Source organism: Holzapfeliella sp. JNUCC 80 (genome assembly GCF_053667655.1).
The window spans coordinates 403,834-419,573 of the sequence record NZ_CM132205.1 but is presented as its reverse complement, the minus strand read 5'-3'; the positions used below and the strand labels follow the sequence as shown (position 1 = coordinate 419,573).

Below are 15,740 nucleotides of genomic sequence, written 5' to 3'. Positions count from 1 at the left end.
AAAATAGTTGCTAAACAAAATAGTTGTTTAAAAATTCAGTTACTTCTTTAGCTTTTCCTTTAACTTTCATTGCTAATCTTACTTGTTTATTTGAATAAAACTTAATTTCAGTTTCGTTGTCTTTCACTTGATTTGCTTTAAAACTAGTAAATTCACGATAAGATCTGATTCGATAATTTTTAAAGATTATCGATCCTAATCCTGCTCTGAAAAAAGTTAATACAATACAAAACATACCGATTAAAAGAAGTACAGACCATTTAATTGCATTTGTTTGGGTAACGGCTGTTATAAAAAGTATAACAAACACTATTGCTGCAAAAAGTTTAATTACTTTTCCCTGCTTTTGATCAAGAAATTTTACATTTAATCTTTGCCAAACTAAAAAGTACCCAAGTAATAAAGCAATCGCAGTGTATAATATATCAATCATTAAAATTCACCTTTCTAAAATAAAAAACATCCTTTTAAAAGGATGTTTTTTATTTTACGCTAAAGATTAGCAATTTCAACCAAATCACGAATAATCATAATTTCTTCGTTAGTTGGGACTAACATTAATTTGATTTTTGAATCTTCAGCACTAAAAATAGTCTCTTGGCGTGTGATTTCAACTTTTTCAGGGTCAACTTTTGCGCCTAAATAAGCAAATTTATTAGAAATACGATCTAATAACCAAGGGTTATTTTCACCGATACCTGCTGTAAAGACAATACCATCTACCCCACCCATTTCTGTAATGTATTGTGAAATGTATTTCACAATGCGATTAACAAAAATATCGACTGTTAGCTTAACTTGCGGATTTTCAATATTATCTTCTAAATCACGCATGTCAGATGAAAGTCCTGAAAGTCCTAAAAGACCTGATTTTCCATTTAAAATACTAATCATTTCTTGTGGATTTTCAATTTCAAGTTTTTCCATCAAATAAGCCATCAATGATGCATCAATATCACCAGAGCGTGTACTCATTGTTACTCCGGCAAGTGGTGAAAAGCCCATAGATGTGTCGATTGATTGACCATTTTCAACAGCTGTCAATGAAATGCCATTACCCATGTGAACAGTAATCAAACGTAAATCTTTGATATCTTGCCCTAACATATCTGCTGCTCTTTGTGAAACATAGCGATGACTTGTTCCATGAGCACCATATTTTCTAGCACCAAATTTTTCGTAATATTCCATTGGAATAGAGTATAAATAATTTTCTTTTGGCATTGTTTTATGGAAAGAAGTATCAAAAACAGCGACTTGTGGAATATCAGGTAGAACCTTTTCAAATGCTTCAATACAGCGTGCTTCAACTGGATTGTGTAAAGGTGCAAATTCTGAAAGGTCGTAAATTTTGTTTAAAACATCTTCGTTAATCAAAGTGCTTTGAGCAAAATGTTCACCACCGGCCACAATTCGATGTCCAATTCCTTTAATTTCGTCATACGATTCAACAATGCCTAGTTCAATCATTGCTTTTAAAATAATTGATACTGCTTGCTCTTGGTCTTTAATTTCAATTGTTTCTTCGTATTTTTTACCATCGTATTTAATTTGATAGTTAGAACCTGTGATACCGATTCTTTCTGCAGCACCTTCTGCTATTACTTCTTCATTTTGTGCGTTAAACATTTTCCATTTAACGGAAGAACTTCCGGCGTTAATTGCTAAAACTTTAGTCATTATTGTCTATCCTTTACTTTAAATTTTTGATGTACCAATCTTTTAAATTATAATTGAAAGTTTCAAGTACATTTCTATCATTTAAGCTTGGGAGTTGTCCCAATAAAATATTGTCGGCTTGTTTAGTTTGGGCACCACGATTTTGAAGGACCAAAATTGCTTTTTGATATTTTTCATCATTAAATGAATCTTCAGGTAATGTTAGAAAAGCTTGAATATGCACTTTCTTAGCTAACCATTTCGTTAATTCTGAGGCGTTGGCATCTTGTAGCATCATCGCTGGAACAATGAAAATTCCTAATCCGCCTGGAGATAAGTGCGAAATTGCTTGTTCTAACATTAAATAATGTGAAAATGAATGTCCAGATTTGGCTCTCAACTCATAATTTTCAGCTCGGGAGTCAATTGGATAATACCCCACCGGTAACTCTGAAATAATCAAATCTAACTCGTTAATCAACCAAGTATCTAATGCATCTTGATGGAATAACTCCGCTTTAATTCCTAAAGATTCCGCATATAAACTTGATAATGCTAATGAGATTTCATTATTATCCATTCCATAAACTTCAAAATCAATAGTGTCTGTTTGTTTTAATTGATCTACTGTATTTAGTAACAAGCTACCAAACCCACTACTCAAGTCGAGTACTTTTGCAGATTTTTTACCTTGTAGTAATTGGTGTGCAATCATAGCTACAACAACAGATAAAGATTTTGGTGTCATTTGCAAGTTAGTATCAAGCTTATCTTCTTTGATACCTGCTAGAATTAATAGATAAATCAGTTCACTTTTTTCTTTAGATGATTGATTAACAAAGTCTACTTGATCAGAAATATCAGTTAATCGTTTCACTGTTTCTGGACCAGGGGCGCCATTTTCCACTTTAACTTGTTGATCAATTAAGTTTTCAATAGTTTCTATCAAAGCATCTAGATAAGACGTTTTAAGTTCTTTTTTTAGACGCTGAACCGCTTCGTCAATTAAAGCATATCGTTCTTGTATTGATAATTCCAATGAAAATTTCTCCTCAAAACAGTTAAAATACTCCTACCTATATCATTACTTATTTTTTGTATGCATGCAACTTATTAAGGTGAATTTAAAATTTCTTTTAAATTTGATACCACTAAGTCTTTTTGCGACATCTCAATCTGGAAGATTTCAAGTTTAAAATAGAGGGTAGCTAGCGAGATACCGATTAAAAAAATAACACTTAGCAAAAGACTTGCCTTAACTTTTAAGTATGAATAATAACTGTGATTTTCTTTTTTTGGAATCTTCCACATCTATGCTAAAGCCCCTTTCAATATTATAACAAAAATTTGCGCGACGTACCTCCGTTAAAACTGGTACGTAACCTTCATTGTTATTACGTAAAATAACTGTGTTTTCTTTTATAACAAGCGATAATCGACTGGTTTGATTATTTTTTTGAGTCGTTAAATAAATTTGTTTATCCTGACTTTTACTTTTATCAATTTCAACTCGATCATATTCATTCAATGTATCCCTTATTTTTAAATAAAAATAGGCATAATCAGTCTGGTCGTTGCTGGGGTTTTGATTGACACGTTGATTCAACCCACTTATTTGTAAAATAAGTTGCAAAGAAAGTACAACAATTGCAAGAGAAACAACTGCTTCTATTAAAGTGAAGCCCTTAAATCTCATAAGACAAGTTTTTCGTAATATTTATGATTCTTGTCTTTCCGACCAGTCTGTACCAGTCCCCTTTTAATTGACAATCTTTTTGAGTTGATTCATTCAACATGGCAGCAGCTAAATAAGCATCAACTTCCAAATTTTTACGAATTTCAAGCTGGTTGAATTGCCGTATTGTTCCTGCAAAGCTCATCACTATCGCCACTAGTAGTAAAAATGAAACTACATGTTCTACCAAAATAAATCCTGATTGTTTAATTTTCATAAATTTCACCCCACGCCATCTGAATTCGAAAACTATAGTTGAAGCCCTGCGGCCCCTTCAATGTAATTGTTTTAGGTGCAACATAACCGCCTTTTTTAATAACTAGCTCATTTCCAGGAAGTTCTAAATAATAATCAGTCGGAAATTTAAGATAGTACTTTACGTTAGCTCCTGACTTCAACGTCATCAGTTGTTGTTTCTTACTGTATTGAATAAAGACTGCTCTGTTTGATAAAAATGCTAGTTTAATTCCCTGCTTTAAGTTAGTCCGCACTTTTGTTATTAGTTGATCTTGTTGCACTTTTGGATTAGGTTTGTGGTTGATAGTTAAAGTCATCAGAGTCACTAAGACACAAACAACTAATAGGCAAATAACGGTTTCTAACAACATAAACCCTTTAGCTCTGGGGTTTGACACGTTTTTTTACCAGACCATTGACTATTTCATAGTCTTTTACTTTTTCTTTTTGACTAGGTGACAATTCTAAATCAGCTAAATTAACAATTGATTTATCTTGCAATTCTAATTGCGTTTGTAAAGTAGTTTGAAAAGCTTCTTCTATTTTTTGTTCGGCTTTTTGTTTTTGCTGTGTAATATTAGGCACAATTAACAATACCAAAATAGCAATAATAGCAATAACCAAACACATCTCAATTAATGTAAATCCCTTTGCTTTCACTTTCATCATAATCCCCTTAATGTGCCGTACAGTGGCATCAATATTTTTAAATATAATCCTAAAACAAATAACCCAATTAAGATAAAACAAGCTGGCTGTATTTTCAGCGTCACACGTTTTAAATTCCCTAGTAGCTCATCGTAAATAATTTGGTTCAAAACTTTTATCTGCTGACTTTTCACTTGTCGATTTTTTCCAGACTCTATAATTGGTATCAGTCGATTAGGCAAAAAAACTTCTTGAGACACAAAAGACTTCAAAGATAGTCCCTTGATTAAGTGCTGATTTAAATCAGAGGCTATTATCCCTGGCAAAGAATCTTTTTGATTGTTTTTCAAAAAAGCACAAATCTCACTAATTTGATAATCATTAGCTACTAGATAAGTCAGATTAAACGTCGCAACATAATGAATGTATAATTCAATAATTTTGCCAATAACTGGCCACTTTATTAAAAATCTCAATTGCTCAATTTTTTGGCAATGTTTGGCATATAGTAAATAACTAACTAAACTCACAAACACCCCGGCTAATCCTAAAACAGAGTAACTAACTAAAATTTCAAACCATGACGTTGTTGACTCCAAAAAACCTGAATTTAACGTTTGTTGAATGAAAAAGAACCCCACAAATGTCAAAACAAATAGCATAAACGGATAAGCTAACTGGCCTTTTATCTTTTTCATTTGTTTGTGCTGTAACTCTGTTAGCGTAATTAATTGAGACAAACAAGAAATAAGTGTTCCCTGTTTTAACGCTAACTGAATTTGAAAACTAACAATTTTATTAAACCTGGCTTTAAGTAGTACTGAGTGAATATCATTACCTGACTTCAAATCAATCGCGAATCTTTCAAACCAGCTCAATCTATTTTTAGGCCAAATCAACTTCATAAAACCAATTGCCTCACTGAAAGAAAAATGACTCTCTAAGTACATTTTCAAATATTTCATGAATAACAACTGCTCAGAATCACCCTTCTTGGTATTGCTGAAAAGTTTTTTCATTTATTTGCCCCCTGTTGTAAATACTTTGAAGGTTCTGATGCCACTGCTTATGATTTTTTTGTTGATGCCCTTGATAATCTGTATTTTGAGGAGTCAAAATATCAAGAAGACAAGCTAAATTGTTATCAACTTTTGGTAATAATCGCTGATAGCACAGACAATTGACAGTACTTTTTAACCTATCACCGTCGACGCCCAGTTGATTAAAACGTTCAATAATACCATAAGTATTTCTGGCATGAATAGTCGTCATTACCAAGTGACCACTTAGTGCTGCCTCAATAGCTGCTTGAGCAGTCTTTTGATCTCTAATTTCACCAATAATCAAAATGTCAGGTCGATGTCTTAAAGCAGCTTTTAGTAAATCAGCATAAGCCATTTGAACTTGATCATTGACTTGTACTTGAAAAAAATTGTCATTTTTTATTTCAACCGGATCTTCAATTGTCATAACCATTTGATTCACCATCAATGATTTAGCAATTTCATACATTGTTGTCGTTTTTCCTGAACCAACTGGCCCCGCAAAAACAATTAGTCCTCGATTTTTAGCAAGTAATTTTAATTGTTCTAATTGTTCAGGCAAAAAATAATCTTGTTGGTGAGTCGAATAAATCAAACGCATTACCATTGACTCTTGATTTTGAAAGTTTGATAATGTTGCTACTCTAAATCCAACATTAGGATAGACTTTCAAGTTAAAACTCCCGTTTTGAGGGCGTCGATGCTCAGCAATATCTAGCTTAGCAACATACTTGAGTTGATTAATGATAATCTGTGCCTCTGCTATTTTTATTTTTCTTAATAATTCAAAATCATTGTTTTGTTTGTAGCAAATACGGTAGCACTTCTTTTCTGGAAGTAGATATAAATCCTGTACATTGTGTTTAATTACTTCTTCTATTAAGCTTAGTGATTCATAAGATAGACCCATATTTAATCCTTTCAATTGATTGATAGAATTAAGTACGCTAATCTTTGTTAATCACATTTTGGGCAAAAAAAATAAGCCTTTCGGCTTAATTTTTATTCGTCATCTTCGTCTTCTGCAGCAGTGTAAACGTTTTGAACATCATCGTTGTCTTCTAAAGCATCAATCATACGTTCAAATTGTTCTTGTTTTTCTTCTGGAACTGCCATTCTGTTTTGTGGAATCATTGTCAATTCAGAGTTTGCCAATTCGTATCCTGCAGCTTCTAAAGCATCACGAACATCTGTAAATTCTTTTGCACCTGTATAGATTTCAAATGCATCGTCACTTGTTTGTAAGTCTTCTGCACCTGCATCCATAATTTCAAGTAGCAAATCATCTTCTTCAACATCAGTTGTTGAACGGTCAATTACGATGTAACCTTTACGGTCAAACATGTAAGCAACTGATCCTGGTTCACCTAAAGTTCCACCGTTACGTGAAAAGTTTAAACGAACAGATGTTGCTGTACGGTTTTTGTTATCAGTTAATGTTTCAACAAATACCGCAACACCACCTGGGCCGTATCCTTCGTAAGTTACTTCATCGTAACTTTCACCGTCTCCACCTTGTGCTTTTTTGATGGCACGTTGAATATTATCTTTAGGCATGTTAGCCGCACGAGCTTTATCCATTACCAGACGTAATGCTGGGTTATTTACTGGATCTGTATCGCCGTTACGCGCTGCCATGTAAATTTCTTTTGAAAGTTTTTGGAAAATTTTTCCACGTTTAGCATCTTGTGCATTCTTACGACCTTGAATGTTATGCCATTTTGAATGTCCTGACATGTTGTATCCCTCTTTCAGAATAATAGATTTAACCTATCCTAGGATAGCAAAACATTAGTTTGAGAGCAAGGCTTTACACAATTTATTTGTCAAATTTTTGAAAATCCTGTATATTATATTATTGTTTTGAATTTTGTGGTTCGAAACCATCCCACATAAAAAAACTAGGAGTGACTATATCATGAATCAAAACGTTGTCAGTCTAACTAAGACAGCGCTTGTAACAGCTATTTACCTTGCACTAGGGTTTTTGTTTCAGCCTGTTTCTTTTGGACCATTACAGTTTAGAGTTGCAGAAATAACTAATCCTATTGCTGTTTTTAATAAAAGATATGTTTGGGGCATTACTATCGGTTGTTTCTTATTTAACCTTATTTCAAGCCCTAACGCCCTTATTGATATGGGAATTGGAACAGCTAATACGTTAGTAATGACCGGTGTTAGTTATTTGATTGCTAAAAAAATCAAAAACTATTGGACAAAATTGCTAATCACACCTTTTATCGGTGCAATCAGCATGTTTATGATTGCAGCAGAATTATACTGGTTTGCAAGTGCACCATTTTGGATTACTTACGGCACTTTGATGGTGACACAATTTGCTATGATGCTAATTGGTGCGGTGATATTTGGAATTATTGAAGAAAAAACACATTTCTTTAGAAATGAAAATAAAACTGATTCATCAAATAACTAAAATAAAAAAGCAAAGCACTCTTTCATGAGGCTTTGCTTTTTTATTTTATTCAACAGTTACTGATTTTGCTAAGTTACGAGGTTGATCAACATCATGACCACGATTTAAACTTGTATAGTAAGCAATTAGCTGTGCAGGAATAACACTTAATAACGGTGTTAATAGTTCATCTACATCAGGTAAAACGATACCATCGTTTTCATTTGCAACGCGCTTCATGGAGATTGTAAATACTTCTGCTCCACGAGATAACACTTCTTGAAGATTACTTCTAGTATGACCAGCACTTAATTTATCTGTGATAAATCCAATAACTGGTGTTCCTTCTTCAATTAAAGCGATTGTACCGTGTTTCAATTCACCAGCTGCAAAACCTTCGGTATGAATGTATGAAATTTCTTTTAACTTCAATGCCGCTTCAAGTGCCACATTGTAATCAATTCCACGTCCAATATAAAAGGCATTATCTGCATCTGTCAAAATACGACGACTCATATCATCTAATAATTGTTTTTCATCTACAATTTCTTGCATCCCATTAGCTACTAATGCCAATTGTGTTTGCAAGTCAAATTGCTTACCACTTGCGTAATTAGACTTTTCACTAAGTGCTTTAGCTAAAACAGCTTGCACAGCAATTTGAGCCGTATAAGCTTTAGTAGAAGCTACTGAGATTTCAGGACCTGCGTGAAGTAACATTGTATAAGTTGCTTCACGAGATAAGGTTGAACGGTCAACGTTTGTGATTGTTAGACTTGGATAACCTTTTTTGTTAACTTCAGATAGCACTTGGCGACTGTCAGCAGTTTCACCAGATTGAGATAAGAAGATGAAGAATGGTTTCTTAGATAAAATCGGTGGATAGTAACCGAACTCACTAGCAACATGAACTTCTACTGGAATACCGGCTAGTTTTTCAAGAATCTTTTGTCCAACTAATCCAGCATGATAACTTGTCCCTGCAGCGACAATGTAGATGCGGTCACTATCTAAAATGCTGTTCACAATATTTTCATCCACTTCTACTTCACCTTTTGAAGAAAAGTATTCTTGACTAATTCTTCTCATTACAGAAGGTTGTTCATCAATTTCCTTCAACATAAAATGTGGGTATGTCCCTTTTGAAACAGCTTCTGAATCAACTGATAAGTGGTAAGAATCACGTTTAACTTCTTGATTATTTTCGTCAAAAATACGGTAATCATCTTTAGTTAAAATAACAATTTCGCCATCGTTTAATTCAACGAAATCTTTTGTTTGATCAAGCATTGCCATCGCATCACTTGTTACCACATTATAGCCTTGTGCAAGCCCAAGTAGTAATGGACTTTTTCTTTTAGCAACATATAATGTTTCTGGGTTTTCGCGGTCCACTAATAAAAATGCATATGAACCATCAATTAAGTGAAGTACTTTTTGAAATGCTGTAAAGGTGTCTAAACCTTCGTCAACAACAAAGCGGTCTACTAATTGGACAACAACTTCAGTATCTGTTTGACTACGAAACTTCACATCAGCCAAGTAGTCATCTTTTAATTCTTGATAATTATTAATCACACCATTATGGACTAAGTAAAAACGATCATCATTTGATAAATGTGGGTGTGCATTTTCAATAGTTGGAATACCATGAGTAGCCCAACGAGTATGCCCAATTCCAATAGAACCTTTTACTTCGGGTGTAATTTTGTCTTTTAATTCTTTAATTTTTCCAGTTGCTTTAACTAGAAAATCTTGATTATTTTGATTATTAACATAAATACCAGCTGAATCATAGCCTCGGTATTCTAATTTAGTTAAGCCATTAACTAAAATGTCTGTGGCGTTTTCATTCCCAACGACTCCCACGATTCCACACATACTATTGAACTCCTCTATAAATTGGTATATATCAATTATACCAGTAGTTTTTATTATTAATACTTGTTAAAAGTACGTTACAGTAACAATTTTAGTTATTGTATAATTAAAAGTCAACAACTTATTTCTGAATTGGTATAGATTAAATAAAATTTAAACAAAAAAAGAACTAGCATTTAGCTAGTTCTTTTTTTATAGTCCGATTTCATCTTCGACAACGTCTACAATTCGATCAACATAACTATGTACTAGTTCTTCTGTTGGTGCTTCTGCCATTACTCGTAGTAAAGATTCTGTTCCACTAGGGCGAACAAGAACACGACCATTTGAACCCATTTCTGATTCAACTTCAGCAATAATTGCTTGAATTTTGTCGTTGTTTTCCCACGCATTTTTGTCTTTAACTTTAACGTTAACTAGTTTTTGTGGGTAAATTTTTACTGGAGCAGCTAATTCACTTAAACTCTTACCAGTTGCTTTCATCACATAAAGTAATTGTAATCCTGTTAGCATACCATCACCTGTATTGTGGTAATCAAACAAGACAACGTGACCTGATTGTTCACCACCGATGTTATAGCCATGCTCTCTAATTTCTTCAACAACATGACGGTCACCTACAGCAGTTTTAACATAATCAATGCCTAATTCATCAAAAGCTTTATATAAACCAATATTACTCATTACTGTTGTTACGACAGTGTCTTTTTTAAGACGACCGCGTTCTTTCATAAATGCAGCAATGATGTACATGATTTTGTCACCATCTACTAAATCACCATTTTCGTCAACCGCAATACAACGATCGCCATCACCATCAAAAGCTAATCCAGCTTGTGCTTTATTTTCTAAAACAGCTTCTTTTAGCAGTTCTGGATGTGTTGATCCGGCATTCTTATTAATGTTAATTCCATCAGGGCTAGCATTAATTGCCACAAAGTCAGCATCAACATCAGCGAACAAACGGTTAACTAAGGCACTTGTTGACCCATTGGCACCATCAACAACCACTTTTAGACCATCTAAGTCTTCTGGAATAGTTTGTTCAATAAATTGCAAGTACTTAGCAGTACCTTCAGGATAATCTTCTAGATGACCTAATTTTTCTGCAGATGGTCTTGGTAAGTCATCTACAGGATTATCTAAGTATTCTTCAATTTCAGCTTCTGTATCGTCTGACAACTTGTAACCGTCACCACCAAAGAATTTAATACCATTATCTTGGGCTGGATTGTGAGAAGCAGAAATCATGATTCCAGCATCTGCGCCTTGAACTTTCACAAGATAAGCTACAGCTGGTGTTGTCACAACACCTAACTCTAAAACTTCAATTCCAACAGATAAAAGACCTGAAATCAAGGCATACTGTAGCATTTCTCCTGAAATTCTAGTGTCACGTCCTACTAAAACTTTTGGACGTTCTGTCCCCTCAGCTTTATGTTTTGTTAAAACATAACCGCCGGCTCTTCCCAATTTAAACGCTAGTTCGGGTGTTAGTTCTTTATTAGCTACACCTCGTACACCATCTGTTCCAAAATATTTAGTCATTGATTAACAACCTTTCTTGTTTTAAATGCTTAGGCATTTAATTATGATTCTTTATTTGTTGATTTTATTTTAATGTGAGTGGTATCTGGAGTTACTCCCATGATACCTGTCGGTAATTCAATTTTCAAATCTTGCTCTGTCACATCTTTAACATTAGCGACATCTACCGAAACGTCAAGTTCATCCAAATCATCTAACGCTGATTGTGGTCCAAAAACTTTAACTTTTTGAGTATTTGAAGTTACCTCGTAGTTCAGTTTATCAGATTGGTTTTTCAAATTAAATTTCAAGTTAACTTCTTTACTTGGTAAAGTAACTGGCAATTGAACATGTGTTGTTTCTGGATTTAATACGACATTAACTTGGTTGCCACTAGCATCAAGCGCTTGTAACATCACTTGTTGTTCAACCGTTTCCTTCGTATTTGGTGTTAGATTCAAGTGCGCTTCAATTCGTGAAATCTTAGCAATTTCAGATTGTGGCCCTGTCACACTAACTGTGTCTGGTGAAAGTTGTGGAATTCCTACATTATAACCTGATGCAATACTTGCTTTGTTAAATGTTGGTTGAATTGGTAAAGTTACCGCACCTCTTGGCTGAATATTAACTGTAATCGTTTCAGGCGAGATTTTTGTCGTGATTTGGTTATTAATACCTGATTGTTGCAATTTCACCTGATGTGTTCCCACACCTAATGAATTTAAATCTGCAAAAACCTTGAAGTTATTGTTGTTTAGTAGAACCGTTACAACAGCTGCTGGACCGTCTAAATCAATATTAACTTTTTCGGGGTATCCCGTAACAAAGTATTTATCAGAATCAAATTCAAGTTGTAGCGGTACGCTAGCTGAACGCATTGTGCTAGCAACTTGAGAATTTTCGGTACTATTTTTTGAAATACCGAGGTTATTATCGTGAACATAAAAATAAAGGCCCACAGCAAACAACAATGCTAAAATCTTATAAATAATTGGTCTGTTTAGAAATTTACGCATTATTTATTTGACCCCCATTTCCAAAAACGATCAATAACACGATCCCACCAAGATGTCTTAACATCTGCTTCAGGAACAAACTGGGCTGTTAGATATTTCAAATAATCTTCACGAGTTAAGTCAACCATTAACTGACTATTTCTCGTAATAGTTACCCCACCTGTTTCTTCAGAAACAACAATAGTAATAGCATCTGTCACTTCTGAAATACCAACTGCTGCACGGTGTCTGGTTCCTAATTTTTTAGGAATAATGTTGCTATCTGAAAGTGGTAAATAAGCGGCTGCAACAGCAAGCTTACCGTCTTTCACAATAACTGCACCATCATGAAGCGGTGTGTTTGGAATGAAGATATTAATCAACAATTCTCCTGTAATATCAGCATCCAATGGAATTCCAGTCTCAATGTAATCATCAAGTCCTGTATTCTGCTGGATACTAATCAATGCCCCAATACGTCTTTTAGACATGTATTGAATTGATTTATCTAGCTCTTTAACAAATTTTTCACCTGTCTTTTGAGCCATTTGCGAACGAGACCCTAAAATGGGTGTGCGACCAATATGCTCTAGTCCGCGTCTGATTTCAGGCTGGAAAATGATGATAATTCCAATAACTCCCCAAACCATAATTTGATTAACAATGTAGTTAACCGTGTCCAATTTTAAAATTGAACTTGCGATTTGCACAACTACAATAACAGCCAATCCTTTAACTAATTGGACCGCTTTTGTGCCTTTAACTAGCGTAATTAGTCGATACAAAACGTACCAAACAATAAAAATATCAACTACGCTTAAAAAATTGTGCAAGGTAATCATATTACCCCAATCTAAACTCACAAAAATCCCTCCATTACTAAACGTATTATATCACGCTTTTAGCCGCTTTTTTAATTACGGTACATTTTAAACTCTAAAAATAAATCATTGTAAGTTTGTACAGCCTCTTGGCCTAAATCTTTAAATACTTCCAAGTGCTTCATCTGGTCAGCTGTTGAATAAAAAGCCAACACTGGATCTTGTGTTTTTTCTAATTCTTGTTTAGCCAACACATTAGGTGTTGAATAACCCAAGTAAACCGAATTTTTAGCAGCGTTTTCAGGTCTCATCATAAAGTTCATAAAGGCATACGCAGCATCTGGATGTTGAGCTGATTTTGGAATCACAAAATTATCAACCCAAAGATTACTACCTTCTTTTGGAATCACATAATGCAAATGCTCATTATTCTTCAACATTTCTGCTGCTTCACCAGACCAAGTCACACCAATAGCTGCTTCATTTTGAATCATGTACATCTTCATTTCATCGGCCACGATTGCTTTGACATTGGGTGCTAGTTTATCCAACTTTTCTTTAGCTTGTTTTAAAAGACTATTGTCAGTTGTATTTAAGCTGTGCCCATCAGAAATTAAAGACAGCCCCATCACGTCACGGGCACTATCAACCAGCATCATACTATGACGATAATCTACCCGCCACAAATCATTAAATGACTGTAACTTGGCACCATCAACGTACTGATCATTATAGACGATACCTAACGTGCCATAAAAATAAGGAATCGAATAATTATTTTGACTGTCATAAGATAATCCCATGATACTTGAATCCATCTCATTTAAAAAATTAAGCTTACTTTTATCAATTGACTGTAAAAGACCATCCTTTTTCATCTTCTCAACCATGTAATCAGATGGAATTGTTAGATCGTAATGATTAGACCCTTGTTTTAACTTAGTATACATCGATTCATTACTATCAAATGTCTCATATACGACGTGATAGCCTGTTTCACTCTCAAATTCAGATATCAACGAGGGATCAATATAGTCTCCCCAGTTATATAAGTTTAATACTTTTCCTGACTCCTTTGGTGTTTCATTCAAAGCACTTGACCCCAGTCCAAGAAGGAAACAAAATCCCAAAATCACGCCACTCAGCAGTGCTAATTTTTTCATTTTGTCACCCTCTTCTTTTGACTATTAATCTTGCGATTTTGGCTGTATTGGCTAAGGAAATAATAACCAATTACTAACAATAGTGAAAATAAAAACATCAATGTACTTAGCGCATTAATTTCTAGACTAATACCACGGCGAGCTCTTGAGAAAATTTCAACAGATAAAGTTGTGAATCCTTGACCCGTTAAGAAGAATGTCACAGCAAAATCATCTAACGAATAAGTTAGTGCCATAAAAAATCCAGAAAGAATACCCGGTGTAATTAAAGGCAAAATAATAGCTGAAAGCACCTTATATTTACTGGCACCTAAATCATAAGCCGCATCAATTAGTGTCGGATTAATTTCTTTTAGCTTGGGTAGTACCATTAGAACAACAATTGGTACACAAAAAGCAATGTGACTCAATAATACTGAATAAAATCCTAAGCTAAATCCAGCAAATGTAAATAATATCAAGAAACTGGCTCCTATAATAACATCAGGTGAAACTAGTAAAATATTATTTAATGACAACAAACCATTTCTCACTGCTCTTTTTTTGACTTGATGAATATAAAGTGCGCCTAAAGTCCCAATCACTGTTGCAAACAAACTGGCTAAAAGAGCTAACAAGATCGTATCCAATACGATACGGATTAATCTTGGATCATTCAAAAGTGCTTGATAATGATCAAACGTAAAACTTTCAAAATAATTCATCGAATCACCACTTGAAAAAGAGAAGTAAATCAAATAAAAAATAGGAAAGTATAAAACAACCATGACTAATGTTAAATAAATAAGTTCAAATTTCGATTTTTTCTTCATTGTCATACTCCTCCTACTTCGATCCATTCGTTAGTTTCATTGATGCAATCATAATAATCATTAATATTACACCGATAGTTGACCCCATACCCCAGTTCATTGTGGTTAAGAAATGTTGCTCAATAGCCGTTCCTAAAGTGATTACTCGATTTCCACCAATTAATCGTGTAATCATAAACAATGATAAAGTCGGAATGAAGATAGATTGGATACCTGATTTAACACCATCTAAACTCAATGGCCAAATCACTTTAGTAAACGTTTGAAATCGCGTTGCACCTAGGTCATTGGCAGCATGTATGTATTCACCATTAATAGTTTTTAGTGAGTTGAAAATAGGCAAAATCATAAATGGAATTTCAATGTATGATGCCACAAAAATAAAGGCAAAATCTGTAAACAGTAGCTGTGCTGGACCGATTCCAAAAATACCTAAAAATTGGTTAACCCAACCACTTTGACTGAATAATCCAATAAACGCATAGGCCTTTAACAACACATTAATCCAAGTTGGTAAAATAATTAGCAACAAGAAAAACTGCGAATGTTTTAATTCAGTTAAAATATAAGCCACAGGATAACTGATAACTAATGTGATTACTGTCACAATCAAAGCATAGACAAACGAGTTCAATGTCATGGACAAGTACGTCCCACTTGTAAAGAATTCAGCGAAATTAGCAAGCGTTAATTTGCCGTCTGTTCCAAACAAAGACTGTACAATAATTAAAATCAGCGGCAAGATTACAAACAAAATCAACCAAAATAAATAAGGCAGCATAAAAAGATTTTTTCTTAGTTTCATA

General features: G+C 34.0%; 18 protein-coding genes and 1 riboswitch. Of the genes, 1 reads left to right on the top strand and 17 read right to left on the bottom strand.

Going from position 1 to position 15,740, the window contains the following annotated elements; genetic code table 11:
• Positions 1–10 precede the first annotated feature (10 nt).
• From JNUCC80_RS02110 to JNUCC80_RS02065, 10 genes are all read right to left on the bottom strand, one after another.
• Entirely contained in the window at positions 11–433 is a 423-nt protein-coding gene (locus JNUCC80_RS02110; protein WP_454143026.1) for a hypothetical protein, read from the bottom strand.
• Between the two features lie 59 nt (positions 434–492).
• Positions 493–1,680 (bottom strand): acetate/propionate family kinase, encoded by a 1,188-nt coding sequence (locus tag JNUCC80_RS02105; protein WP_454153179.1) that lies wholly within the window; start codon positions 1,678–1,680, stop codon positions 493–495.
• A 13-nt stretch (positions 1,681–1,693) separates the two neighbouring features.
• Entirely contained in the window at positions 1,694–2,698 is a 1,005-nt protein-coding gene (locus JNUCC80_RS02100) for a class I SAM-dependent methyltransferase (protein ID WP_454153178.1), read from the bottom strand.
• 216 nt (positions 2,699–2,914) lie between these two features.
• Entirely contained in the window at positions 2,915–3,355 is a 441-nt protein-coding gene (locus tag JNUCC80_RS02095) for a competence type IV pilus minor pilin ComGF (RefSeq protein ID WP_454153177.1), read from the bottom strand.
• The gene (locus JNUCC80_RS02090; protein WP_454143034.1) at positions 3,345–3,611 is read right to left on the bottom strand and encodes a hypothetical protein; all 267 of its coding nucleotides are present in this window, start codon (positions 3,609–3,611) and stop codon (positions 3,345–3,347) included. The genes JNUCC80_RS02095 and JNUCC80_RS02090 overlap by 11 nt, the downstream gene beginning before the upstream one ends.
• Positions 3,601–4,002: a hypothetical protein gene (locus JNUCC80_RS02085; protein ID WP_454153176.1), complete on the bottom strand. Its 402-nt coding sequence runs from the start codon at positions 4,000–4,002 to the stop codon at positions 3,601–3,603. Before JNUCC80_RS02085 ends, JNUCC80_RS02090 begins: the two co-directional genes overlap by 11 nt.
• A 7-nt stretch (positions 4,003–4,009) precedes the next feature.
• Entirely contained in the window at positions 4,010–4,300 is a 291-nt protein-coding gene (locus JNUCC80_RS02080) for a competence type IV pilus major pilin ComGC (RefSeq protein WP_454143038.1), read from the bottom strand.
• On the bottom strand, positions 4,297–5,298 hold the full coding sequence (locus JNUCC80_RS02075) for a type II secretion system F family protein (RefSeq protein ID WP_454153175.1): 1,002 nt from the start codon (positions 5,296–5,298) through the stop codon (positions 4,297–4,299). Before JNUCC80_RS02075 ends, JNUCC80_RS02080 begins: the two co-directional genes overlap by 4 nt.
• The gene (gene comGA, locus JNUCC80_RS02070; protein WP_454153174.1) at positions 5,264–6,232 is read right to left on the bottom strand and encodes a competence type IV pilus ATPase ComGA; all 969 of its coding nucleotides are present in this window, start codon (positions 6,230–6,232) and stop codon (positions 5,264–5,266) included. Before comGA ends, JNUCC80_RS02075 begins: the two co-directional genes overlap by 35 nt.
• 92 nt (positions 6,233–6,324) lie before the next feature.
• Positions 6,325–7,059: a YebC/PmpR family DNA-binding transcriptional regulator gene (locus JNUCC80_RS02065; RefSeq protein ID WP_454153173.1), complete on the bottom strand. Its 735-nt coding sequence runs from the start codon at positions 7,057–7,059 to the stop codon at positions 6,325–6,327.
• Between the two features lie 129 nt (positions 7,060–7,188).
• Positions 7,189–7,233, top strand: a riboswitch (PreQ1 riboswitch).
• A gap of 7 nt (positions 7,234–7,240) precedes the next feature.
• On the opposite strand from JNUCC80_RS02065, the gene JNUCC80_RS02060 reads away from it, so the two are divergent.
• Positions 7,241–7,756 carry a QueT transporter family protein gene (locus JNUCC80_RS02060; RefSeq protein ID WP_454153172.1) on the top strand — a complete coding sequence of 172 codons (516 nt, stop codon included), beginning with the start codon at positions 7,241–7,243 and terminating at the stop codon, positions 7,754–7,756.
• A gap of 45 nt (positions 7,757–7,801) precedes the next feature.
• Here JNUCC80_RS02060 and glmS read toward each other — a convergent pair whose 3' ends face one another.
• The 7 genes from glmS to JNUCC80_RS02025 form a co-directional block, all read right to left on the bottom strand.
• A complete protein-coding gene (gene glmS / locus JNUCC80_RS02055) occupies positions 7,802–9,616 on the bottom strand; it encodes a glutamine--fructose-6-phosphate transaminase (isomerizing) (RefSeq protein WP_454153171.1) in 1,815 nt (604 codons plus the stop codon).
• A gap of 192 nt (positions 9,617–9,808) precedes the next feature.
• Positions 9,809–11,164, bottom strand: a complete 1,356-nt coding sequence (gene glmM, locus JNUCC80_RS02050; RefSeq protein WP_454153170.1) for a phosphoglucosamine mutase — start codon at positions 11,162–11,164, stop codon at positions 9,809–9,811.
• A gap of 41 nt (positions 11,165–11,205) precedes the next feature.
• Positions 11,206–12,159, bottom strand: coding sequence for a CdaR family protein (locus JNUCC80_RS02045; RefSeq protein ID WP_454153169.1), 954 nt, complete (start codon positions 12,157–12,159; stop codon positions 11,206–11,208).
• Positions 12,159–13,001: a diadenylate cyclase CdaA gene (cdaA, locus tag JNUCC80_RS02040; RefSeq protein ID WP_454153168.1), complete on the bottom strand. Its 843-nt coding sequence runs from the start codon at positions 12,999–13,001 to the stop codon at positions 12,159–12,161. The genes JNUCC80_RS02045 and cdaA overlap by 1 nt, the downstream gene beginning before the upstream one ends.
• Positions 13,002–13,051: 50 nt before the next feature.
• Positions 13,052–14,122, bottom strand: coding sequence for an ABC transporter substrate-binding protein (locus JNUCC80_RS02035; protein ID WP_454153167.1), 1,071 nt, complete (start codon positions 14,120–14,122; stop codon positions 13,052–13,054).
• Entirely contained in the window at positions 14,119–14,934 is an 816-nt protein-coding gene (locus JNUCC80_RS02030; protein WP_454143058.1) for an ABC transporter permease, read from the bottom strand. Before JNUCC80_RS02030 ends, JNUCC80_RS02035 begins: the two co-directional genes overlap by 4 nt.
• Positions 14,935–14,947: 13 nt before the next feature.
• Positions 14,948–15,739 carry an ABC transporter permease gene (locus JNUCC80_RS02025; RefSeq protein WP_454153166.1) on the bottom strand — a complete coding sequence of 264 codons (792 nt, stop codon included), beginning with the start codon at positions 15,737–15,739 and terminating at the stop codon, positions 14,948–14,950.
• Between the last annotated feature and the right edge of the window lies 1 nt (position 15,740).

What these genes read in the sequence shown, in the direction of transcription:
- JNUCC80_RS02105 (WP_454153179.1), bottom strand. Translation starts at nt 1,680, where the DNA reads ATGACTAAAGTTTTAGCAATTAACGCCGGAAGTTCTTCCGTTAAATGG.
- JNUCC80_RS02095 (WP_454153177.1), bottom strand. Translation starts at nt 3,355, where the DNA reads ATGAGATTTAAGGGCTTCACTTTAATAGAAGCAGTTGTTTCTCTTGCA.
- JNUCC80_RS02025 (WP_454153166.1), bottom strand. Translation starts at nt 15,739, where the DNA reads ATGAAACTAAGAAAAAATCTTTTTATGCTGCCTTATTTATTTTGGTTG.
- JNUCC80_RS02045 (WP_454153169.1), bottom strand. Translation starts at nt 12,159, where the DNA reads ATGCGTAAATTTCTAAACAGACCAATTATTTATAAGATTTTAGCATTG.
- JNUCC80_RS02075 (WP_454153175.1), bottom strand. Translation starts at nt 5,298, where the DNA reads ATGAAAAAACTTTTCAGCAATACCAAGAAGGGTGATTCTGAGCAGTTG.
- JNUCC80_RS02080 (WP_454143038.1), bottom strand. Translation starts at nt 4,300, where the DNA reads ATGATGAAAGTGAAAGCAAAGGGATTTACATTAATTGAGATGTGTTTG.
- JNUCC80_RS02065 (WP_454153173.1), bottom strand. Translation starts at nt 7,059, where the DNA reads ATGTCAGGACATTCAAAATGGCATAACATTCAAGGTCGTAAGAATGCA.
- JNUCC80_RS02110 (WP_454143026.1), bottom strand. Translation starts at nt 433, where the DNA reads ATGATTGATATATTATACACTGCGATTGCTTTATTACTTGGGTACTTT.
- JNUCC80_RS02085 (WP_454153176.1), bottom strand. Translation starts at nt 4,002, where the DNA reads ATGTTGTTAGAAACCGTTATTTGCCTATTAGTTGTTTGTGTCTTAGTG.
- JNUCC80_RS02060 (WP_454153172.1), top strand. Translation starts at nt 7,241, where the DNA reads ATGAATCAAAACGTTGTCAGTCTAACTAAGACAGCGCTTGTAACAGCT.
- JNUCC80_RS02030 (WP_454143058.1), bottom strand. Translation starts at nt 14,934, where the DNA reads ATGAAGAAAAAATCGAAATTTGAACTTATTTATTTAACATTAGTCATG.
- glmM (WP_454153170.1), bottom strand. Translation starts at nt 11,164, where the DNA reads ATGACTAAATATTTTGGAACAGATGGTGTACGAGGTGTAGCTAATAAA.
- glmS (WP_454153171.1), bottom strand. Translation starts at nt 9,616, where the DNA reads ATGTGTGGAATCGTGGGAGTCGTTGGGAATGAAAACGCCACAGACATT.
- JNUCC80_RS02090 (WP_454143034.1), bottom strand. Translation starts at nt 3,611, where the DNA reads ATGAAAATTAAACAATCAGGATTTATTTTGGTAGAACATGTAGTTTCA.
- comGA (WP_454153174.1), bottom strand. Translation starts at nt 6,232, where the DNA reads ATGGGTCTATCTTATGAATCACTAAGCTTAATAGAAGAAGTAATTAAA.
- JNUCC80_RS02035 (WP_454153167.1), bottom strand. Translation starts at nt 14,122, where the DNA reads ATGAAAAAATTAGCACTGCTGAGTGGCGTGATTTTGGGATTTTGTTTC.